This is a genomic window from Streptomyces sp. NPDC028308 (assembly GCF_055565855.1).
In genome coordinates this window covers 389,792-409,694 of the sequence record NZ_JBVHTO010000011.1, presented here as the reverse complement: position 1 = coordinate 409,694, position 19,903 = coordinate 389,792, and the positions used below count along the sequence as shown (strand labels likewise).

17 protein-coding genes are annotated in these 19,903 nt (G+C 72.5%); 9 read left to right on the top strand and 8 right to left on the bottom strand.

The annotated features are described in order from the left end of the window. Positions 1-210: 210 nt before the first annotated feature. Both ACZ4VA_RS26890 and ACZ4VA_RS26885 read left to right on the top strand, forming a co-directional pair. Complete coding sequence (locus ACZ4VA_RS26890) at positions 211-909, top strand: GntR family transcriptional regulator (protein WP_468082738.1); 699 nt, start codon at positions 211-213, stop codon at positions 907-909. Then, complete coding sequence (locus ACZ4VA_RS26885) at positions 906-2,201, top strand: MFS transporter (protein ID WP_389390130.1); 1,296 nt, start codon at positions 906-908, stop codon at positions 2,199-2,201. Before ACZ4VA_RS26890 ends, ACZ4VA_RS26885 begins: the two co-directional genes overlap by 4 nt. Before the next feature lie 156 nt (positions 2,202-2,357). Here the strand turns inward: ACZ4VA_RS26885 and ACZ4VA_RS26880 are convergent, their stop codons facing one another. Beyond that, entirely contained in the window at positions 2,358-3,182 is an 825-nt protein-coding gene (locus ACZ4VA_RS26880) for a maleylpyruvate isomerase family mycothiol-dependent enzyme (protein ID WP_355788523.1), read from the bottom strand. Between the two features lie 144 nt (positions 3,183-3,326). On the opposite strand from ACZ4VA_RS26880, the gene ACZ4VA_RS26875 reads away from it, so the two are divergent. Next, positions 3,327-4,121, top strand: a complete 795-nt coding sequence (locus ACZ4VA_RS26875; protein ID WP_355788525.1) for a carbon-nitrogen family hydrolase — start codon at positions 3,327-3,329, stop codon at positions 4,119-4,121. A gap of 33 nt (positions 4,122-4,154) precedes the next feature. Here ACZ4VA_RS26875 and ACZ4VA_RS26870 read toward each other — a convergent pair whose 3' ends face one another. Both ACZ4VA_RS26870 and ACZ4VA_RS26865 read right to left on the bottom strand, forming a co-directional pair. Beyond that, positions 4,155-4,649, bottom strand: coding sequence for an LURP-one-related/scramblase family protein (locus ACZ4VA_RS26870; RefSeq protein ID WP_468082736.1), 495 nt, complete (start codon positions 4,647-4,649; stop codon positions 4,155-4,157). Beyond that, positions 4,646-5,713, bottom strand: coding sequence for a helix-turn-helix domain-containing protein (locus ACZ4VA_RS26865; protein WP_468082734.1), 1,068 nt, complete (start codon positions 5,711-5,713; stop codon positions 4,646-4,648). The genes ACZ4VA_RS26870 and ACZ4VA_RS26865 overlap by 4 nt, the downstream gene beginning before the upstream one ends. 52 nt (positions 5,714-5,765) lie before the next feature. On the opposite strand from ACZ4VA_RS26865, the gene ACZ4VA_RS26860 reads away from it, so the two are divergent. After that, positions 5,766-6,203, top strand: coding sequence for a cupin domain-containing protein (locus ACZ4VA_RS26860; protein ID WP_356163726.1), 438 nt, complete (start codon positions 5,766-5,768; stop codon positions 6,201-6,203). Positions 6,204-6,309: 106 nt separating this feature from the next. On the opposite strand, the gene ACZ4VA_RS26855 is transcribed toward ACZ4VA_RS26860, so the two are convergent. After that, positions 6,310-6,603, bottom strand: coding sequence for a hypothetical protein (locus ACZ4VA_RS26855; RefSeq protein WP_355784388.1), 294 nt, complete (start codon positions 6,601-6,603; stop codon positions 6,310-6,312). 149 nt (positions 6,604-6,752) lie between these two features. Between ACZ4VA_RS26855 and ACZ4VA_RS26850 the strand changes: the two genes are divergently transcribed. Then, a complete protein-coding gene (locus tag ACZ4VA_RS26850; RefSeq protein WP_468082732.1) occupies positions 6,753-8,594 on the top strand; it encodes a thioredoxin-like domain-containing protein in 1,842 nt (613 codons plus the stop codon). A gap of 576 nt (positions 8,595-9,170) precedes the next feature. On the opposite strand, the gene ACZ4VA_RS26845 is transcribed toward ACZ4VA_RS26850, so the two are convergent. The 3 genes from ACZ4VA_RS26845 to ACZ4VA_RS26835 form a co-directional block, all read right to left on the bottom strand. Next, entirely contained in the window at positions 9,171-9,413 is a 243-nt protein-coding gene (locus ACZ4VA_RS26845) for a DUF6458 family protein (protein ID WP_355784383.1), read from the bottom strand. A 79-nt stretch (positions 9,414-9,492) separates the two neighbouring features. Further along, positions 9,493-10,785, bottom strand: coding sequence for a M18 family aminopeptidase (locus tag ACZ4VA_RS26840; RefSeq protein WP_355784380.1), 1,293 nt, complete (start codon positions 10,783-10,785; stop codon positions 9,493-9,495). Between the two features lie 321 nt (positions 10,786-11,106). Then, the gene (locus ACZ4VA_RS26835; protein ID WP_355784377.1) at positions 11,107-12,933 is read right to left on the bottom strand and encodes an acyl-CoA dehydrogenase; all 1,827 of its coding nucleotides are present in this window, start codon (positions 12,931-12,933) and stop codon (positions 11,107-11,109) included. A gap of 143 nt (positions 12,934-13,076) precedes the next feature. On the opposite strand from ACZ4VA_RS26835, the gene ACZ4VA_RS26830 reads away from it, so the two are divergent. The 4 genes from ACZ4VA_RS26830 (at position 13,077) to ACZ4VA_RS26815 (ending at position 16,580) form a co-directional block, all read left to right on the top strand. Further along, complete coding sequence (locus ACZ4VA_RS26830) at positions 13,077-13,541, top strand: SseB family protein (RefSeq protein WP_121405079.1); 465 nt, start codon at positions 13,077-13,079, stop codon at positions 13,539-13,541. 158 nt (positions 13,542-13,699) lie between these two features. Beyond that, positions 13,700-14,671 (top strand): pirin family protein, encoded by a 972-nt coding sequence (locus tag ACZ4VA_RS26825; RefSeq protein ID WP_355784373.1) that lies wholly within the window; start codon positions 13,700-13,702, stop codon positions 14,669-14,671. Positions 14,672-14,820: 149 nt separating this feature from the next. Beyond that, positions 14,821-15,792 (top strand): ATP-binding cassette domain-containing protein, encoded by a 972-nt coding sequence (locus ACZ4VA_RS26820; RefSeq protein ID WP_468082729.1) that lies wholly within the window; start codon positions 14,821-14,823, stop codon positions 15,790-15,792. Beyond that, positions 15,789-16,580, top strand: coding sequence for an ABC transporter permease (locus ACZ4VA_RS26815; protein WP_355793560.1), 792 nt, complete (start codon positions 15,789-15,791; stop codon positions 16,578-16,580). The genes ACZ4VA_RS26820 and ACZ4VA_RS26815 overlap by 4 nt, the downstream gene beginning before the upstream one ends. Here the strand turns inward: ACZ4VA_RS26815 and ACZ4VA_RS26810 are convergent. Then, on the bottom strand, positions 16,561-19,689 hold the full coding sequence (locus ACZ4VA_RS26810) for an ATP-binding protein (protein WP_356163729.1): 3,129 nt from the start codon (positions 19,687-19,689) through the stop codon (positions 16,561-16,563). The genes ACZ4VA_RS26815 and ACZ4VA_RS26810 overlap by 20 nt on opposite strands. Positions 19,690-19,903 lie beyond the last annotated feature (214 nt).

Genomic DNA, 19,903 nt, shown 5'->3' with positions numbered 1-19,903 from the left:
CTTAATGCCGTTTATCAAGTTGAATACCCCGAATACGTTAAATGCCCCTGGAGTGCGGTCACATGGGAGTGCCGCGACTCCTCTGACACCTGAGTAGCACGGATGGTTGCACGTCCACGCGGCGGGGGTGGGACTTGTCGCATTCTGGTCGGGTGTCCGCGATCCGGACGGGGCGCGACCATGCGTACGTGTTGTATCTATGCTGTGCGCATGCCTGTCGCTCCCGTGTCCGACGTGCCCGCCGCGGCCGGTGCGTTCCCCGCGCCCGCCGTCAAACCGCCCCCCGCGGCCGACCGCGTCTACGCGCACGTCAAGCAGGGCGTGCTGGAGCGCCGCTACGAGGGCGGGACGCTGCTCACCGAGGGCGAACTCGCCGAGGCCGTGGGGGTTTCCCGCACTCCGGTGCGCGAGGCGCTGCTGCGGCTGGAGGTGGAAGGGCTGATCCGGCTCTACCCCAAGAAGGGCGCGCTCGTCCTGCCGGTCTCCGCGCAGGAGATCGCGGACGTGGTGGAGACCCGCCAGCTCGTCGAGGAGCACGCCGCCCGCAAGGCCGTACCGGCCTCGCCCCGGCTCATCGCCCGCCTGGAGGAGCTGCTCGCCCGGCAGAAGGAACAGGCGGCCGCCGGTGACCTGGCCGCCGCCGCCGTCACCGACCGCTGCTTCCACGCCGAGATCGTGCGCAGCGGCGGCAACGAGATCCTCGCCCGCCTCTACGACCAACTGCGCGACCGGCAGCTGCGGATGGGAGTCGCCGTGATGCACGCCCACCCCGACCGGATCACCAAGACGCTCACCGAGCACGAGGAAATCCTGGAGGCGCTGCGGTCCGGCGACGCGGAGGCGGCTGTCGGGATCGTCCACCGGCACGTCAGCTGGTTCTCCAACCTGGCCCGGGGCGAGGTCCGGTGAGCGCCGTCTCCCTGCCCGGCGACCCGCCCGGCGGACGGCGCGCGATCGCCGTCTGGGGCATCGGCGTCTCCGTCTACTTCGTCGCGGTCATCTTCCGCACCTCGCTGGGCGTGGCCGGCCTGGACGCGGCCGACCGCTTCCACGTCAACGCCTCCGCCCTCTCCAGCTTCTCCATCCTCCAGCTCCTCGTGTACGCGGGCATGCAGATACCCGTCGGGCTGCTGGTCGACCGGCTCGGCACCAAGAAGGTGCTGACCATCGGCGTCCTGCTGTTCACGGCGGGACAGCTCGGCTTCGCGTTCTCCCCCTCGTACGGCATGGCGCTGGCCTCCCGTGCGCTGCTCGGCTGCGGCGACGCGATGACCTTCATCAGCGTGCTGCGGCTCGGCACCCGCTGGTTCCCGGCCCGCCGCGGCCCGATGGTCGCCCAGCTGGCGGGCCTGGTGGGCATGGCCGGCAACCTCGTCTCGACGCTCGTGATCGCCCGGCTGCTGCACGGGGTCGGCTGGACCGCGGCCTTCGCGGGCAGCGCGCTCGCCGGGGTCGTCGTCCTCGTCCTGCTGCTCCTGTTCCTGAAGGACCACCCCGAGGGGCACGAGCCCGAACCCTTCCCCCACCGCGGAGTCGCCTTCGTGCGGCGCCAGATCGCCCGTTCCTGGCAGGAGCCGGGCACCCGGCTGGGACTGTGGGTGCACTTCACGACGCAGTTCCCCGCCATGGTGTTCCTGCTGCTGTGGGGCCTGCCGTTCCTCGTCGAGGCGCAGGGCCTCTCGCGGGCGGCGGCCGGCGAGCTGCTGACGCTGGTCGTCCTGTCCAACATGGTGGTGGGCCTGGTCTACGGCCAGGTCGTCGCCCGGCACCACGCGGCGCGGCTGCCGCTGGCGCTCGGCACGGTGACCGCGACCGCGCTGGTCTGGGCGGCGGTCCTGGTCTGCCCCGGCGCGCACGCGCCCCTGTGGCTGCTCGTGGTGCTCTGCACCGTGCTGGGCGCCTGCGGGCCCGCGTCGATGATCGGCTTCGACTTCGCGCGGCCCGCGAACCCGCCCGAGCGGCAGGGGACGGCGTCCGGCATCACGAACATGGGCGGCTTCGTCGCCTCCATGACGACGCTGCTGGCGATCGGCGTCCTGCTGGACGCGACCGCTGACAACTACCGCGTCGCGTTCTCCGCGGTCTTCGTGCTCCAGGCGCTCGGCCTCAGCCAGATCTTCCGGCTGCGCGGGCAGGCGGCCCGCCGGGAGCGGGAGCGGCTGGTGGCCAGCCGGGTGGAGACGGTGCACGTCCCCGCCTGACGCGACGGAGCCGGCCGGGCCCCTGTCGCTCGGCGAGGGGCGGGAAGGCCACCGGGTCCTCGCGGCAGGGCGCCGGAAGGGGTACGCCGGGGCGGGCCGCGGGCCGCCGGACACGGACTGCGCCCCCGTACGGCCCCGTGGGCCGGGGCCGGCCCGCTACGGAGTGACCGCGAAGTTCCGCAGGATCGCCGCGGTCAGATCCGGGTCGCCCTCCACCTTGATGCGGTCCTCGACGGAGTTGGCGCTGACGCGTCCGCAGGCGAGCCGGACGTAGGTCTCCCAGTCCAGCGTCAGCGTCGCGGCCGGGCCCAGCGAGGGGGTGCCGTCTATCGAACCGCGGCCGTCCGCGTCCACCCGGACCGTGCGCAGGAACTCGACGGGCCCGTGGACGTCGAAGACCACCGCCGAGTTGGCGGGCGCGCCCGCGTCCTTCGCGACCACCTTCGGCAGGGCGGCGAGCAGTTCGTCACGGGTGATGAACGCGCCGGGCGAGTCCAGGTTGCCCGGCTGCCCGAGAGCGGTCCGCAGGTCCTGCTCGTGCACCCACACGTCGAACGCCCGGTAGCGCATGGCCTCTTCGAGCGTCGGCTCCGTGCCCAGCGGGCCGCGCACCTTGGTGTCCGGGCTCCGCGACTCGTTCCGCAGCTGGCGGTTGCGGCGGATGATCGTGTACTCCAGCTCCGACGTCATCTCGGGCGCCGTGTGGTGGCGCCGCACGTCGACCTGCATCTCCATGTACCGCTGGTGCTCGTTCGTCACGTGGTACAGGTCGCGGGGGAGCGTGTGGATCGGCCGCGGGTCGCCCAGCATCTCGCAGTCGAGGCCGATGACGTGCGACACGAGGTCCCGCACCGACCAACCCGGGCACGGCGTACGCCTGTTCCACTCGCCTTCCACAAGCGATGACACCAGCTCCGATATCGCGTCGACGGAATGGGTCCAGGCGTCGGCGTAGGACTGAAGACTGGGATGCAGACTCACGGAACGGGACCCCTCGGGCGGTCGGTACGCGGGCAGTGGGTGTCTTGGAACGCTAAGTTACGCTGCTGTGAGGCACCCCGGCAGTGCTTTGGTGTGACGATCGTAGGCCCGTATAGACGGCTCGAATGCCAGGACGGTGGTAGTGTGCGCGCCTCCCTCATCCAGATCGGTGTAGACGAGGGCGAATCGGTCGATTCGCGCAGGCGCCGAGCCGCCTCCCTCGTACGGGATCAAGCCGGAGTCGATCTCGTCGTGCTGCCGGAGCTCTGGACCACCGGCGCCTTCGCCTACGAGGCTTTCGGCACCGAGGCCGAACCCCTCGAAGGGCCCACGTACGAGGCGATGGCGAAGGCGGCCGGCGACGCGGGCGTGTGGCTGCACGCCGGCTCGATCCCCGAGCGGGACACCGACGGCACGCTCTACAACACCTCCCTCGTCTTCTCCCCCGACGGCCAACTCACCGCCTCCTACCGCAAGATCCACCGGTTCGGCTTCGACAAGGGCGAGGCCGTGCTGATGGGCGCCGGGACGGAACTGGTCACCGCCAGGCTGACCGGGACGACCATCGGACTCGCCACCTGCTACGACCTCCGCTTCCCCGAACTCTTCCGCGGGCTCGTCGACGCGGGCGCCGAGATCCTCGTCGTCCCCGCCGGCTGGCCCGAACGCCGCCGCTCCCACTGGACGCTGCTCGCCCGCGCGAGGGCCGTCGAGAACCAGGCGTACGTGCTCGCCTGCGGAACGGGCGGCACGCATGCGGGAGTTCCCCAGGCCGGTCACTCGATCGTGGTCGATCCCTGGGGCGAGGTGCTGGCCGAGGCGGGCGCCGGCGAGGAGGTCCTCACCGTGGACCTCGACCCCGCGAAGGTCGGCGACACCCGGGAGCAGTTCCCGGCGCTCAAGGACCGGGTGCTGGGACTGCGGGCACCCCGCCGCTGAGACCGGCGCCGGCCGCTGAGCCGGGCGCCGCCCTCAGTCGTCCTCGCCCTCCTTGTCCGCCAGGTGGATGACGCACACCGCCACGGCGATCATCAGGGCCGCGTCCGCGTCGTCGCGCACCACGTCCACGCCGTAGGTCTCCCGGACGTGCAGCCACCGCCGGGAGATCTGCGCCAGGAGCTCGTTGTCGTAGTCGATGGCGAACTCGCGGTCCAGGATCTTTCCGCTGACGTCCAGCTCCGTCCCGTCCACCAGGGACACCCGGTAGTGGTTGCGCAGCAGCGACAGACGCTTGCGCTTGATGGTCGCCAGGGGGTCGCCGTCCCGCTCGATCACCATCGTGTCGCGCAGGGCGAACATCTTCTGGTGGATGTCGATGAGGACCCGGCCCTGGCCGTCCTTCAGCTCGAAGGTGTCCCGGACCCGCATCGCCTTGCCGTCGACGAGGAACGCCTTGTTGCCGTGCTGGTCCTCGATCCAGTAGTCGTCACCGAAACCGAGCAGTCGTTCGCGTACGAGGTATCTCATGCCATCAGGGCTTCCCCGGCGGCTCCTCCGAAACGCCGCCGGTAGGCCGACGGGCTGAGTCCCGTCTCCCGGCGCAGCCGCTCGCGGAGGTTAGCGGCCGTGCCCAGCCCGCTGTGCCGGGCCACCACGTCGAGCCGTTCCTCACCCCGCTCGATCAGCCGGCAGGCGAGCGCCACCCGCTCGCCGGTGAGCCACGCCAGCGGGGTCGTCCCGAGCTGGGCACGGAACCGCCGGTGGAGGGTGGCCGGGCTGACGGAGGTCCGCGCCGCGAGGTCCGCGACCGTCAGGGGGTCGCCGAGACGCTCACGGGCCCAGGCCAGCAGGGGCCCCAGCGACTCGTCCGGCACGTCCGGCAGCGGCCGCTCCACGAACTGGCGCTGGCCCCCGTCGCGGTGCGCGGCGAACACCAGACGCCGGGAGACCGCGTTGGCGATCTCCGCCCCGTGGTCACGGCGGACCACGTACAGCCCCAGGTCGAGCGCCGCGGCACTGCCCGCCGCCGTCAGCACGTCACCCTCGTCCACGAACAGGACGTCCGGCTCCAGGAGCACCCGCGGGTGCAGCGCGCGGAAGGAGTCGGCCCAGCGCCAGTGCGTGGTCGCCCGGCGGCCGTCCAGCAGGCCCGCCTCCGCCAGCGCGAAGGTGCCCGTGCAGAAGCTCATCACGCGGGCCCCGCGCGCGTGGGTGCGCCGGATGGCCTCCCGCACGTCGGCGCCGCGCGGCACGACGTTGTCGGGGCGGCCGGGGACGATCAGGGTGTCCGCGTCGTCCACCGCGTCCAGGCCCGGCACCCCGGCCAGCGTGAAGAAGCCGTGGTTCATCCGGACCTCGGGCGTCGGCCCGCAGAGCGTCAGCTCGTACAGCGGCCGGTCGAGACCCAGCTCGGGGCGCGGCAGCCCGAACAGCTCGGTGGCCACGCCCACCTCGAAGGGGTTCGTGCTCGCGTCGACGATCACGGCGACGCGATGGGGACGCGGGGGTGGGGCGTCCGGCGGCGGACCGGGGCGGCGCGGCACGGAACCGTCCGGCACCGGCGGCCCCGCTTGCGAGGATCCTTGCGGCATACGCGATTTCTAGCACTCGCGTGGCGCCCGCACCACGCCCGAGCATGGGGCCATGAGCAGCGAACAGAGCGCACCCGACACCGGTACGGGCCCCCGCGCGGGCCGCGAGCCGGTCTCCCTCGCCGAGGCACTCGGCTCCTTCGACGACCTCTGGAGCCCCCGCATCGTCACCGCCGTCAACGACTACGACGTCCGCGTGGCGAAGGTCGAGGGCGAGCACCTGTGGCACGTGCACGACCACACGGACGAGTTCTTCCTGGTCCTCGACGGGGAGCTGGCCATCTCGCTGCGGGAGGCAGGAGGCGAGCGGACCGTCGTCCTGCCCAAGGGCTCCGTCTTCACCGTCCCCCGCGGCACCGAGCACAAGCCCGTCGCCCCGGCGGGCGCCTCGCTCCTCCTCTTCGAGCCGACCGGCACCCTCACCGTCGGCGACCGCCACGAGGAGATCCCCGACCACGTCGACGCGACGACCGGCCACGCCCTGGACTGACCGGGGCCGCGCGGTCCCGGTCCCCGGGGCGGACGCCGGCACGCGAACGCCCCCCGCCGCACCGAAGCGGCGGGGGGCTCGACGCGAACCGAGCGCCGGTCAGCCGTTACCGGTAACCGTCCGCCCACATCTCGTCGTCGTCCTCGGCGGCGCGCTCGTCGCCACGGGCGCGCTCACGGACGCCGGCGCCGGGCATCCCGGCGTCCGAACCGCGCCGCTCCCTGCGGTCCCTGTCCTCCATGGGGTCGAGGTCGCGCGGGTTCTCGCGGTTGCGCATGCCCTCGGGGTCCCGCGGGTTCTCGCGGTCGCGCATGCGCTCCTGCATGCCCTCGGGGTCGCGCAGCTCGTCGCGGTCGCGCATACCGGGCTCGCGCATGGATTCGTCGGGCTGTCGTGCCATGAAACTGCTCCCTTGCAGTGACCCCCCTGTCGTATTCCGAGCATCCCTCCGTCACGCCGGGTACGCATCTCGTGGCGTTCTGTTACTCAATGTGACCGGGTTATCCACAGGGAAAAGGGTTCGCGCGGGCCGAGTGGCACCCTTGATCCATGAACCACTCCACCCCGCGCCGCGCTCGCGTCCGCGCCCCCGAGCTGGTCGGCAAGGGCGGCTGGCTTAACACGGGTGACAAGCAGTACAGCCTCGCCGACCTGCGAGGACGCGTCGTCGTACTCGATTTCTGGACCTTCTGCTGTATCAACTGCCTGCATGTTCTGGACGAGTTGAGGGAGCTGGAGGAGAAGCACCGGGACACCGTGGTGGTCATCGGGGTGCACTCGCCGAAGTTCGTCCACGAGGCGGAGCACGAGGCGGTCGTGGACGCCGTCGAGCGGTACGGGGTGGAGCATCCCGTCCTCGACGACCCGGAGCTGGCCACCTGGAAGCAGTACGCGGTCCGCGCCTGGCCGACGCTGGTGGTGATCGACCCCGAGGGGTACGTGGTCGCGCAGCACGCGGGCGAGGGGCACGCCCACGCCATCGAGCGGCTCGTCGAGGAGCTGGAGGCCGAGCACGCGGCGAAGGGCACCCTGCGGCGCGGGGACGGCCCGTACGTGGCGCCGGAGTCGGTCGCGGGCGACCTCCGCTTCCCCGGCAAGGCGTTGGTGCTGCCGTCCGGGAACCTCCTGGTGAGCGACACGACCCGGCATCAGCTGGTGGAGCTGGAGCCCGACGGTGAGACGGTCGTGCGCCGCATCGGCTCCGGCGTGCGTGGCCTCACCGACGGCGGGCCCGGCACGGCCGCGTTCAACGAGCCGCAGGGCCTCGCCCTCCTCGACGACGGCGCGGTGGTCGTCGCCGACACGGTGAACCACGCTCTGCGCCGGCTCGACCTCACGGACGGCCGGGTCACGACGCTCGCGGGCACCGGCCGCCAGTGGTGGCGCGGGTCGGCGACGGAGGGGCCCGCGCGCGAGGTGGACCTGTCCTCCCCGTGGGACGTGGCCGTGTTCGGCGGGCGGGTCTGGATCGCCATGGCGGGCGTGCACCAGCTGTGGGTGTACGACCCGGCAGGGGGTGCCGCCGGCGGCGGGACGGTCGGCGTCGCGGCCGGCACGACGAACGAGGGGCTGGTGGACGGGCCCGCCGCGGAGGCGTGGTTCGCGCAGCCGTCCGGTCTCGCCGTCTCGGCCGACGGGCAGCGGCTGTGGGTGGCCGACTCCGAGACCTCGGCACTGCGCTGGGTGGAGCCGGACGGGAGCGTGCACACGGCCGTGGGCACCGGCCTGTTCGACTTCGGGCACCGGGACGGCGCCGCCGGACAGGCCCTGCTCCAGCACCCGTTGGGCGTCACCGCGCTGCCCGACGGCTCGGTGGCCGTCAGCGACACGTACAACCACGCGCTGCGCCGCTTCGACCCGGCCACCGGTGAGGTGACCACGCTGGCGACGGACCTGCGGGAGCCCAGCGACGCGGTGGTGGTCGGTCCGGACGTGGTCGTCGTCGAGTCGGCCCGGCACCGGCTGACCCGGCTGCGGCTGCCCGAGGAGGCGGTGCGCGTCGACGCGGTCGCCCACCGCACGCAGCGCGCCGCCACCGAAGTCGCCCCGGGCGCCGTGCGGTTGGACGTCGTCTTCCAGGCTCCGGCAGGCCAGAAGCTCGACACGCGGTACGGGCCGTCCACGCGGCTGCTGGTCTCCTCGACGCCGCCGGAGCTGCTGCTGGGCGGCGGGGGCGCGGGGACGGACCTGTCCCGGGAGCTGGAGCTGAACCCGGCTGTCGCCGAAGGCGTGCTGCACGTCTCGGCGATGGCGGCCTCCTGCGACGACGACGCGGACATCGAGTACCCGGCGTGCCATGTCCACCAGCAGGACTGGGGCGTACCGGTCCGGCTCACCCCGGACGGCGAGGACCGACTGCCGCTGGTCCTCGCGGGGATGGACGAGGTCTGACGAGGGGGGAGTTGAGGGCCGAAGGCCGGACGCGCGGGGTGCCGGGGCGCGTGGGTGCCGAGGACGCGGCGTGCGGTGCGGTACGCCGTGCCGAATCGGCGAGGGCGCCGCAGGCGGTGAGGGGAGCGTCCTGAACCGGCGGGCGCGCGTGCGGTGCAGACGAGTGTGCCGGTCCGCGTGCGGTGCGCTGACTGTCCCGAACGGGCGGGGCGCCGCGTGCGTGCGGTCATCGCCCCGGAACGGCGGGGGCCGCGTGCTGTGCGGTGAGTGTCCCGAACGGGCGCGGCGCGTGCGGTGCAGCGAGTGTGCCGGTGCCCGTGCCCGTGCCGGTGCCGTGCCGGCGTGCGGGGCGGTGAGCGTCCCGTACCGGTGCGGGTGCCGCGTGTGGGGCGGACGGCTGCGGGGAGGGCGGCAGTTGACCGTCCTCCCCGCGTTCCGCGCCCGTGTCCGGTACCCCTCGTGCCATGACCGCCCTCGGGGTGCCCCGTCCGCGTGCCCGGCCCGGGCGGCGTCCCCGTCCTCCGGGGGTGCCCGCCGGTGCCGTCACGGCGGCGGCCTCAGCCGACGCCGGGTGTCCTACGCGCCGTAGCCGTCGTTGTAACCGCCCCGGGGACGCTCTTCGGTGACCACCGGGGTGGTGGGCTGTACGACGGTGCGCCGGCGCTTGGCGATGCTGCTGAACGTCGCCACGCCGATCAGTCCCGCGATCATGAAGATGATGCCGACCAGGTCGAGGTTGACCCCTTCCATGTCCCAGTCGGTCGCGAATGTGAGGATCGCCCCTACGGCGATCAATATGATGCACCCGCCCAGGCCCATTGGGTGTCGCCTCCTGTAGCCGACTCGGCTTCTCTTCGGGTCAACTCCGGGTACCCGGGGGCGCGGCGGACATGCCCGGCTAGCCCTCGAGAAACGCGGCGAGGGAGTTGGCCAGCATGAACGGGTCGTCGGCGCCGCAGAGTTCGCGCGCGCTGTGCATGGAGAGGATGGCCACGCCGACGTCGACGGTCCTGATGCCGTGCCGGGCCGCGGTGATGGGCCCGATGGTGGTGCCGCAGGGCATGGCGTTGTTGGAGACGAAGGACTGGAAGGGGACGCCGGCCTTCTCGCAGGCGGCGGCGAAGATGGCACGCCCCGAACCGTCCGTGGCGTAGCGGTTGTTGACGTTCACCTTGAGGATGGGGCCGCCGTTCGCGCGGGGGTGGTGCGTCGGGTCGTGCCGCTCGGCGTAGTTGGGGTGGACGGCGTGTCCGGTGTCGGAGGACAGGCAGACGGTGCCGGCGAAGGCGCGGGCCCGGTCCTCGTACGTACCGCCGCGGGCGAACACCGAGCGCTCCAGGACGGTGCCGAGCAGCGGGCCGTCCGCGCCGGTGTCCGACTGGGAGCCGTTCTCCTCGTGGTCGAAGGCGGCGAGGACGGGGATGTAGGGGAGGTCGCGGGCGGCGGAGACGGCGGCGAGGGCGGCGGTGCCGGCGTGCACGGAGAGCAGGTTGTCCATACGCGGGCCGGCGAGGAGTTCCCGGTCGCGGCCCAGGTACGCGGGGGCCTCGACGGAGTGGGTCATCAGGTCCCAGCCGGTGATCTCGCCGGCGGAGAGGCCGGTCTCCTGCTCGACGAAGGCGATCAGGTCGCCCTCGCGGGGGTCGCCGAGGCCCCAGACGGGCTGGAGGTGGCGCTGCTTGTCCAGCTTGAGGCCGTCGGCGGAGACCGAGCGGTCGAGGTGGATCGCGAGCTGGGGGACGCGGAGCAGCGGGCGGTCGATGTTCACCAGCCGGGTCGTGCCGTCGCGCAGCGAGACGCGTCCGGCGAGGCCGAGGTCGCGGTCCAGCCAGGAGTTGAGGAGGGGGCCGCCGTAGATCTCGACGGCGACCTGCCGCCAGCCGTGGGCGCCGCTGTCCGGCAGCGGCTTGACCCGCAGGTTGGGGGAGTCGGTGTGCGCGCCGACGATCCGGAACGGGGTGTGCGGGGCGGCGCCCTCCGGGACGTACCAGGCGATGATCGCGCCGCCGCGCAGCACGTAGGCGCCGCCGGTCGTGCCGTCCCACGCGTCGGTCTCGGCGACCTGACGGAATCCGGCCTTCTCCAGGCGCTCGGCGGCGTTCGCCACGGCGTGGTACGGCGTGGGTGTCGCCGCCAGGAAGGTCATGAGGTCGTCGGTGTGGCCGCGGTCGAAGCGGGAGGGTGTGCGCATGGGGTTCACCTTAACGACGCACGAGGGCCCGCTCCCCGTGATGGGGAACGGGCCCTCGTGAGGGGGATGTGAAAGGCGGACACCTGACCGGAGGGTCAGAATCCGGCCACCGGCCCGCCGACGTCCACCCGCCGGCCGGCCCTCGGGACCGACCTGGGCCATCCGCTCGCCGGAGCGCCGGAGCGACCTGAGCCATCCGCTCCCCGGCCCACCGGACGACCGCCGCGTCGGACCGACGGCGATCATCCGCTCGCCGGACCGCCGGACCCTCTGACAGCCGCCGGTTGCCGGCAGGGGTGCGTCCCCCGCCGGTGGCGGGTGCTAGAAGGCGGCCTCGTCCAGCTCCATCAGGTCCAGGTCGACGCCCTCGGCGAGCTTGCGCGCGCCGGTGACGCCGGGCAGGACGTTGGCCGCGAAGAACTTCGCCGCCGCGATCTTGCCGGTGTAGAACGGCTTGTCCTTGGCAGACGCGGTCTGGAGCTTCTCGGCGGCCACGGCGGCACCGCGCAGCAGCAGGTAGCCGACGACCACGTCACCGGAGGCCATGAGCAGGCGGGTGGTGTTGAGGCCGACCTTGTAGATGTTCTTGACGTCCTGCTCGGTGGCCGCGAGGTCGGTGAGCATCAGGCCGACGATGGCCTCCAGCTCGACGGCGGCCTTGGCGAGCTGCTCGCGGGCGGTGGAGAGCTCCTCGCCGCCGGTGCCGAGCGCCAGGAACTTCTTGATGTCCTCGGCGAGGGAGTTCAGCGCGGCGCCCTGGTTGCGGACGATCTTCCGGAAGAAGTAGTCCTGGCCCTGGATCGCGGTGGTGCCCTCGTAGAGGGTGTCGATCTTGGCGTCGCGGATGTACTGCTCGATCGGGTACTCCTGGAGGAACCCGGAGCCGCCGAACGTCTGGAGCGACTGGGCGAGCTGCTCGTAGCCCTTCTCGGAGCCGTAGCCCTTGACGATGGGCAGGAGCAGGTCGTTCAGGGCCTCCAGCGCGGTGGCGTCCTCGCCGGCCGCCTCCTTGACCTGGATCTCGTCCTGGATCGCGGCGGTGTGCAGCACGAGCGCGCGCATGCCCTCCGCGTACGCCTTCTGCGTCATGAGCGAGCGGCGCACGTCGGGGTGGTGCGTGATGGTGACCTTGGGCGCGGTCTTGTCCATGAAGTTCGCCAGGTCGGGACCCTGGACGCGCTCCTTGGCGTACTCCAGCGCGTTCAGGTAGCCCGTCGAGAGCGTGGAGATGGCCTTCGTGCCGACCATCATGCGGGCGAACTCGATGATGCGGAACATCTGGCGGATGCCGTCGTGCTTGTCGCCGATCAGCCAGCCCTTGGCGGGGTGGCGGTCGCCGAAGGTCATCTCGCAGGTGTTGGACGCCTTGAGGCCCATCTTGTGCTCGACGTTGGTGGCGTAGACGCCGTTGCGCTCGCCCAGCTCGCCGGTCTCGAAGTCGAACTCGTACTTCGGGACGAGGAAGAGGGACAGGCCTTTGGTGCCGGGGCCGGCGCCCTCGGGGCGGGCGAGGACGTAGTGGAGGATGTTCTCCGACATGTCGTGCTCGCCGGACGTGATGAAGCGCTTCACGCCCTCGATGTGCCAGGAGCCGTCCTCCTGCTGGACCGCCTTGGTGCGGCCGGCGCCGACGTCCGAGCCGGCGTCCGGCTCGGTGAGCACCATGGTGGAGCCCCACTGCTTGTCGACGGCGATCTTCGCGATGTGCTTCTGGACCTCGTTGCCCTCTTCGAAGAGGATGCCGGCGAAGGCGGGGCCGGAGGAGTACATCCAGACGGCCGGGTTGGCGCCGAGCACGAGCTCCGCGTAGGCCCAGATCAGGGAGCGGGGCGTAGTGGTGCCGCCGATCTCCTCGGGCAGGCCGAGCCGCCAGTACTCGGAGTCCATGAAGGCCTGGTAGCTCTTCTTGAAGGACGCGGGGACCGGCGCCGTGTTCGTCTCCGGGTCGAAGACGGGCGGGTTGCGGTCGGCGTCGGCGAAGGACTCGGCCAGCTCGTTCTCCGAGAGGCGCGTCAGCTCTTCGAGGATGCTCTTGGCGGTGTCGGTGTCCATCTCCTCGAACGGGCCGGTGCCGTACAGCTTGTCGCGCCCGAGCACCTCGAAGAGGTTGAACTCGATGTCGCGGAGATTCGACTTGTAGTGCCCCATGGCGACGGCTCCGTAAGAGATCGGGGAGGCCGGAGAACTGGCAGCCTCGTTACACATACCGGCAAGTAGCTACGATGATGCTACCCGTCGGTAATAAGACGCAACCCCGAGTGGGTTATCTGTGACTCAGTAGTCTTTGCGGCATGTACGGCTACGACCAGAACGCGAGCGCTCAGCAGCAGTACGCCCCGCCGCAGCAGCAGATGCCCGGCGGCTACGGCCAGCAGCCGCCGCTGTACCCCGAGCCGTCCCCGCCCTCCCTCGCGGACGCGGTCCGCGCCTTCACCACGGGGTCGATGGCCGCCGAGGACTTCCAGCAGATCTTCGCGACCTCGAAGGTCTACTGCCCGCGCGGGGACAACCCCGGCTTCCTCGCGCTGCACAACACCCAGCAGCCCGTGATCCCGATGTTCACCTCGCTCAAGGAGCTGCGCCGGTACGCCGGCAAGGAGTCCAAGTACTTCGTGATCACCGGCGCCGAGGTGATCGACCTGCTGCCGACCGGCTACGGCTTCGTCCTCGACATGGAGGGCGAGCACCGCATGGTCTTCGACGCGAAGGCCGTGGAGCAGATGGTCGACTTCGCCATGCGCCGGATGTACGGCTGACCGCGGCCGTGCCGCGGGCGGTGAGCGCCCGTACGCGCCGCCGACGACGTACCTCGCCCACGACGGACGCCCGGAGGGAATGCCCTCCGGGCGTCCTTCGTTACGGGTAGCAGAAAGTTCAACAATCAACTAAACTCGAAGCCAAGGAGGTACCCGACATGCCTGCAGTGACCGTCGAGAACCCGCTGACCCTGCCCCGTGTGGTCGCGCCCGCCGACGCCGTGGCCCGTCCCGTCCTCACGGTGACGACCGCGCCCGGTGGCTTCGAGGGCGAGGGATTCCCGGTGCGCCGCGCGTTCGCCGGGATCAACTACCGCCACCTCGACCCGTTCATCATGATGGACCAGATGGGTGAGGTGGAGTACGCGCCGGGAGAGCCCAAGGGCACCCCCTGGCACCCCCACCGCGGTTTCGAGACCGTCACCTACATCATCGACGGGATCTTCGACCACCAGGACTCCAACGGCGGTGGCGGCACCATCACCAACGGGGACACCCAGTGGATGACGGCGGGCTCGGGACTCCTGCACATAGAGGCGCCGCCGGAGGCGCTCGTGATGTCGGGCGGCCTCTTCCACGGCCTCCAGCTCTGGGTGAACCTGCCGGCCCGCGACAAGATGATGGCGCCGCGCTACCAGGACATCCGCGGCGGCCAGGTCCAGCTGCTCACCACCCCCGACGGCGGCGCGCTGCTGCGGGTCATCGCCGGTGAGCTGGACGGCCACCAGGGCCCCGGCATCACGCACACGCCGATCACCATGATCCACGCGACCGTGGCGCCCGGCGCCGAACTGACGCTCCCGTGGCGCGAGGACTTCAACGGACTCGCGTACGTCCTCGCCGGGCGCGGCAGCGTCGGTGCGGAGCGCCGGCCCGTCCACACCGGGCAGACCGCCGTCTTCGGCGCCGGTTCCTCGCTGACCGTCCGCGCGGACGAGCGGCAGGACTCGAACACGCCGGACCTGGAGGTCGTGATCCTCGGCGGGCAGCCGATCCGTGAGCCGATGGCCCACTACGGCCCCTTCGTGATGAACACCCGCGAGGAGCTCCAGCAGGCCTTCGAGGACTTCCAGAAGGGCCGGCTCGGTACGGTCCCGGCCGTGCACGGGATGTCCGAGGGCGGCCTGTAGAACCCGCCGGCACCCCGCGGGGACGAGCCCCGGTCCACACCCGGACCGGGGCTCGTCCGTGTGCCCGTACGCGGCGGGTGGTCCCGGTTCCAGGACGCTGAAACCGCCGTGAAACCGCGCTGAAGGCACCGTGCCGCACGCTCTGCCCCATGACGACAACGACTCCGCACTCCCTCGCCATCGCGGCCAAGGGGCTGTGCAAGGCCTACGGGGACAAGACGGTCCTCGACGGCATCGACCTGGCGGTCCCGGCCGGCACGGTGTTCTCCCTGCTCGGCCCGAACGGCGCCGGCAAGACCACCGCCGTCAAGATCCTCTCGACCCTCATCACCGCCGACGCCGGCGACCTGCAGGTCGGCGGCCACGATCTCGCCGCCGACCCGCAGGCCGTCCGCGCCGCGATCGGCGTCACCGGGCAGTTCTCCGCCGTCGACAACCTGATCACCGGCGAGGAGAACATGCTCCTCATGGCGGACCTGCACCACCTCCCCCGCGAGGAGGGCAGGCGCGTCACCGCGGAACTGCTGGAGCGCCTCGACCTGGTGGAGGCCGCCAAGAAGCCGGTGTCCACCTACTCCGGCGGCATGAAGCGGCGCCTGGACCTCGCCATGACGCTGGTCGGCGGCCCGCGGATCATCTTCCTCGACGAGCCGACCACCGGCCTCGACCCCCGCTCCCGCCACAACATGTGGCAGATCATCCGCGAGCTGGTCTCCGGCGGCGTCACCGTCTTCCTCACCACGCAGTACCTGGAGGAGGCCGACGAACTCGCCGACCGCATCGCGGTGCTGAGCGACGGGAAGATCGCCGCCGAGGGCAGCGCCGACGAGCTGAAGCGGCTCATCCCCGGCGGGCACGTGCGGCTGCGGTTCACCGACCCGGCCGCCTACCGGTCCGCCGCGGCCGCCCTGCGCGAGGCCACCCGCGACGACGAGGCGCTGACGCTGCAGATCCCCAGCGACGGCAGCCAGCGCGAACTGCGCTCCGTCCTCGACTGGCTGGACACGGCCGGCATCGAGGCCGACGAGCTGACCGTGCACACCCCCGACCTCGACGACGTCTTCTTCGCCCTCACCGGCGGCGCCGCCGTCCCCAGCCAGTCCAAGGAGACCGTCCGATGAGCGCCCTCTCCCTCGCCGTGCGCGACTCGAACACGATGCTGCGCCGCAACCTGCTGCACGCCCGGCGCTACCCGTCCCTCACGCTGAACCTGCTGCTCACGCCGATCATGCTGCTGCTGCTCTTCGTCTACATCTTCGGCGACGTGATGAGCGCGGGGATCGGCGGCGGCGGCGCCGACCGCTCCGAGTACATCGCCTACATCGTCCCCGGCATCCTGATGATGACCATCGGCAGCACTGTCATCGGCGCCGCCGTGTCCGTCTCCACCGACATGGCCGAGGGCCTCATCGCCCGCTTCCGCACCATGGCCATCCACCGCAGCTCGATGATCATCGGGCACGTCGTGGGCAGCGTGCTCCAGGTGCTCGCCAGCCTGGTCCTCGTCGGCGCCGTCGCCGTCGCCATCGGGTTCCGGTCCACGGACGCCACGGCGCTGGAGTGGCTGGCGGCCTTCGGACTGCTCGCGCTGTTCACCCTGGCGCTCACCTGGATCGCCGTCGGGATGGGCATGGCGAGCCCGAACGCCGAGGCGGCCAGCAACATGGCGATGCCGCTGATCCTCCTGCCGCTCATCTCCAGCGCCTTCATCCCGGCCGACACGATGCCGGGCTGGTTCCAGCCGATCGCCGAGTACCAGCCCTTCACGCCCGCCATCGAGACCCTGCGCGGCCTGCTCCTCGGCAGCGAGATCGGCAACAACTGGTGGATCGCGATCGCCTGGTGCGTCGGCCTGTCCGTGCTCGGCTACCGCTGGTCCACGGCGCTGTTCAACCGCGACCCGAAATGAGCGCGCGGGCTGCCTCGCGCAGCCCGTCCCGCGGCAGGGCGGCGTACTCCGACACCGCGTCGGCGTACGCCGCCCTGTCGGCCTGCTCGGCCGCCTTGCGGGCGCGGTCCGCCGACATGGTCGGCTGGTAGTCGCGCAGTACCCGCAGCCGTTCGGCCAGCGCGATCATCCGGACCGCCGTGCCGTCCCCGGCGGCGAGGCCCGCCATGCCGAGCGCGTGCAGCACCGTCCCGTACACGGGCAGGTCCATGGGCGAGTGGGCCGGGGCCGAGAGCAGGGTCGTAAGGCCCCGGCGCAGTCGCCCGACCGCCTGCGCGACCGGTTCGAGGCGCCCCGCGTGCGCGTGCGCCGTCACCGCCGCCGACTGGATCTTCAGCGCCCACCGGTCGAGGAAGGGATCGCCGCTGTACATCGGGCCGGCCTCGGTGACCCCGTCCATGGCACTGCGCCACAGGCCGAGACCGACCTCCGTCAGTCCCCGGGCGAGCGCGATCTCGGCCCGTCCGCCGAGGTCGGCGCTGTCGGAGTCGTCCTTCTTCGGGTTGCCGGCCTGTTCCGCCTGGCGCAGCCAGTACTCGGCCTCGTCGGGGTCGCCGCGCTGGAGGCAGGCGAGGACGAGGCCCCAGCGGACGCCGATGGTGTCGTGGTCGTCGCCGAGCCGCGGCAGCGCTTCGAGGGCCTGTCGGAGATGGCCGTACGCCGCGTCGCCCTGTTCCAGTTGCAGGCACAGCTGGGCCAGCCGGGAGTGGCCCATGACCTGGAGGAACGGGTTGTCGACCGGCGCCAGCGCGGTGACCGTGCGGCGGGCCGAGGCGAGCGCCCGGTCGATGTCGTGCTCGTACTCCCAGACGTAGGTGGCGACGCACTCGGCGATCCCGGCGAGCAGCGGCTGGTCACTGGCGCACAGCTCGCGCAGCACGGCGTAGTCGGGCGGCTGCATCTCGGGGACCGCGCCCAGCACGGCCGCGATGGCGCGCAGCAGCGTGTCCGGGGGCGCCGGGGGCAGCCTTCGCAGGGTGACGAGCTGGCGTACGACGTGCGGGCCGTAGCCCATGAACAGGCTGGCCGTGCAGAGCACCGCGGCGGCGCGGGCGACCTCCACGTACGCGGGCTCGGGGTGGTAGTGCGACAGCGGCGGCCCGGTGTCCGCGGCGAGGGTGGCCAGGCGCAGGTAGTTGGAGTCGGTGGACCACAGCGCGGCCAGGACGGCGGTGAGCGCGGCGGTGGTGGGGCCGTCCGTGCGGGCCAGGGCGTGCCGCAGGGCCGGTACGAGGTTGTCCTGCTCGGCCCTGATCCGCTCCCAGGCGGCCAGCGGTTCCGAGCTGAAGAACCAGTCGTGGTAGGTGACCCCGAAGTCCCGCGCCCAGTCCAGGAAGCGGCCGACGGCCTCCTCTTCCTCGCCCGCCTCCGCGCGCCGGGCCGCGCTGAACTCCCTCACGGTCTCCAGCATCCGGAACCGTACGCCCGCGGGGGTGTCGGCGACGGTGAGCAGCGACTGGTCGGCGAGCTGTTCCAGCAGGAGCAGCGCGTCCTCGCCGAGGACCCGCTCGGCCGCCTCGCCGGAGAAGCCGCCGGGGAACACGGACATCATGCGCAGCGCCGCCCTCGCCTCCTCGTCGAGGAGGTTCCAGCTCCAGTCCACGACCGCGTGCAGTGTGCGGTGGCGTTCCGGCACGTCCCGTGCGCCGCCGCGCAGCAGCGCGAACCGGTCGCCGAGGCGGCGCGCGATCTCCGGCACCGACAGCACCCTCACCCGCGCGGCGGCCAGCTCCACGGCGAGCGGCAGCCCGTCGAGGTGGCGGCAGAGCTCGGCCACCGCGTGCGGCGGCAGCTCCACCCCTGGCCGGGCGGCCCGGGCCCGCTGCGTGAACAGCTCGACCGAGGTGCCGAGGCCGAGTTCGGGCAGCGCGAACACCGCCTCCGAGGTGAGGCCGAGCGGGGACCGGCTCGTGGCGAGCACCCGCAGGTCCTTCGAGGACGAGACCAGGGTGCGTACGAGGTCGGCGGCGCCCCGGACGACCTGCTCGCAGTTGTCCAGCACCAGCAGGGCGGGCCCGGAGCCGAGCACGCCGAGGATGCCGGACACCGCCGGGGCCTGGGCGGGCCCGGTCACGGCGGCGGGCCGGGCCTCGCCGGCGCCGAGCGCGGAGGCCACCTCGGCGGCCACGTCCTCGTCGGCGCCGACTCCGGCGAGCGTCACGAAGTACACCAGCCGCTGCTCGGCGCGTCGGCTGACGGCGTGCGCGAGGCGGGTCTTGCCGAGGCCGCCGGGGCCGACGACGGTGACGGCGCGGGAGGCGCGCAGCAGCCGTTCCACCGCCGCGATGTCCTCGTCCCGGCCCAGCAGCGGGTTCGGCTCGTGCGGGACGCCGTGCCGTACGGGCGGCGCCTCGCCGCGCAGCAGCTCCCGCTGGACGGCCTTCAGGGCGGGCCCTGGGTCGGTGCCGAGCCGGTCGCGCAGCTCCCGGCGATAGGTCTCGTAGCGCGTCAGCGCGGCGGACGGGCCGGCCGTCGCCGCCTCGCCGCGCAGCAGCTCGGCGAGCACCTCCTCGTCGCGCGGACGCGCCGCGGCGGCCGCTGCTAGCGGTCCGGCGGCCTCCGTGTGGCGGCCCAGCCGGGCGAGGGCGAGGGCCCGCGCCCGGACGAGCGCGTCGCGGACGGGGGCGCGGTCGGCGCGCAGCGCGGCCACGGGGTCTCCGGGGTCACCGGCCCCCTCGGGGGTGCCCTCCCACAGGGCGAGCCCCGCCTCGGCGGCGGCCAGTGATCCGGCGTGGTCCCCGGCCCTGGCCCGCCCGGCGCTCGTGGTGGCGTGCAGCAGCAGGGCTGAGCTGTCGATCCGGTCCTCGGTGAGGGTGAGCCGGTACCCGGTCGGCGTGCTCGCTATGACGTCGGCGCCCAGCTGCGCCCGCGCCCTGGACACGAGGACCTGGAGCGCCTTGCCCGGGTGCTCCGGCTGCTCGTCCGGCCACAGTCCCGCCACGAGCCGCTCGGTGCTGCAGCCCGAGCGCACGTCGCCCGCGAGCAGCGCGAGCAGGCCCCGGAGCCGGGGCGCGGTGACCTCCCGTCCGCGGTGGGCGACACGCGGCAGCAGGGTCAGGTCGGTGGTCACCCGTGCAGGTTAGCCAAGCCCCGGCCGCGGAAACTCCCGCCGTGGCCCGAACTCGCGCCCGCCCGAAGGGCTTTCGGCCGCGGCGCCCGTTCCGTCCCCGTGCCGGGTACGCGCGCGGGGCCGGTGCTCCCCCGCGGCGTGAGCGGTCCTCTTCCTGACGTCGCGTCACCCGGGCGGGCCGTCCCGCGAGGACACACCGCCCGCCGCGTGATCG

Bases quoted from the DNA above. Each gene is read 5' to 3' on its own strand.
- ACZ4VA_RS26815 (WP_355793560.1), top strand. From the start codon at position 15,789: ATGAGCGCCCTCTCCCTCGCCGTGCGCGACTCGAACACGATGCTGCGC.
- ACZ4VA_RS26865 (WP_468082734.1), bottom strand. From the start codon at position 5,713: ATGCCGCAAGGATCCTCGCAAGCGGGGCCGCCGGTGCCGGACGGTTCC.
- ACZ4VA_RS26820 (WP_468082729.1), top strand. From the start codon at position 14,821: ATGACGACAACGACTCCGCACTCCCTCGCCATCGCGGCCAAGGGGCTG.
- ACZ4VA_RS26830 (WP_121405079.1), top strand. From the start codon at position 13,077: ATGTACGGCTACGACCAGAACGCGAGCGCTCAGCAGCAGTACGCCCCG.
- ACZ4VA_RS26825 (WP_355784373.1), top strand. From the start codon at position 13,700: ATGCCTGCAGTGACCGTCGAGAACCCGCTGACCCTGCCCCGTGTGGTC.
- ACZ4VA_RS26855 (WP_355784388.1), bottom strand. From the start codon at position 6,603: ATGGCACGACAGCCCGACGAATCCATGCGCGAGCCCGGTATGCGCGAC.
- ACZ4VA_RS26835 (WP_355784377.1), bottom strand. From the start codon at position 12,933: ATGGGGCACTACAAGTCGAATCTCCGCGACATCGAGTTCAACCTCTTC.
- ACZ4VA_RS26840 (WP_355784380.1), bottom strand. From the start codon at position 10,785: ATGCGCACACCCTCCCGCTTCGACCGCGGCCACACCGACGACCTCATG.
- ACZ4VA_RS26850 (WP_468082732.1), top strand. From the start codon at position 6,753: ATGAACCACTCCACCCCGCGCCGCGCTCGCGTCCGCGCCCCCGAGCTG.
- ACZ4VA_RS26870 (WP_468082736.1), bottom strand. From the start codon at position 4,649: ATGAGATACCTCGTACGCGAACGACTGCTCGGTTTCGGTGACGACTAC.
- ACZ4VA_RS26845 (WP_355784383.1), bottom strand. From the start codon at position 9,413: ATGGGCCTGGGCGGGTGCATCATATTGATCGCCGTAGGGGCGATCCTC.
- ACZ4VA_RS26860 (WP_356163726.1), top strand. From the start codon at position 5,766: ATGAGCAGCGAACAGAGCGCACCCGACACCGGTACGGGCCCCCGCGCG.
- ACZ4VA_RS26890 (WP_468082738.1), top strand. From the start codon at position 211: ATGCCTGTCGCTCCCGTGTCCGACGTGCCCGCCGCGGCCGGTGCGTTC.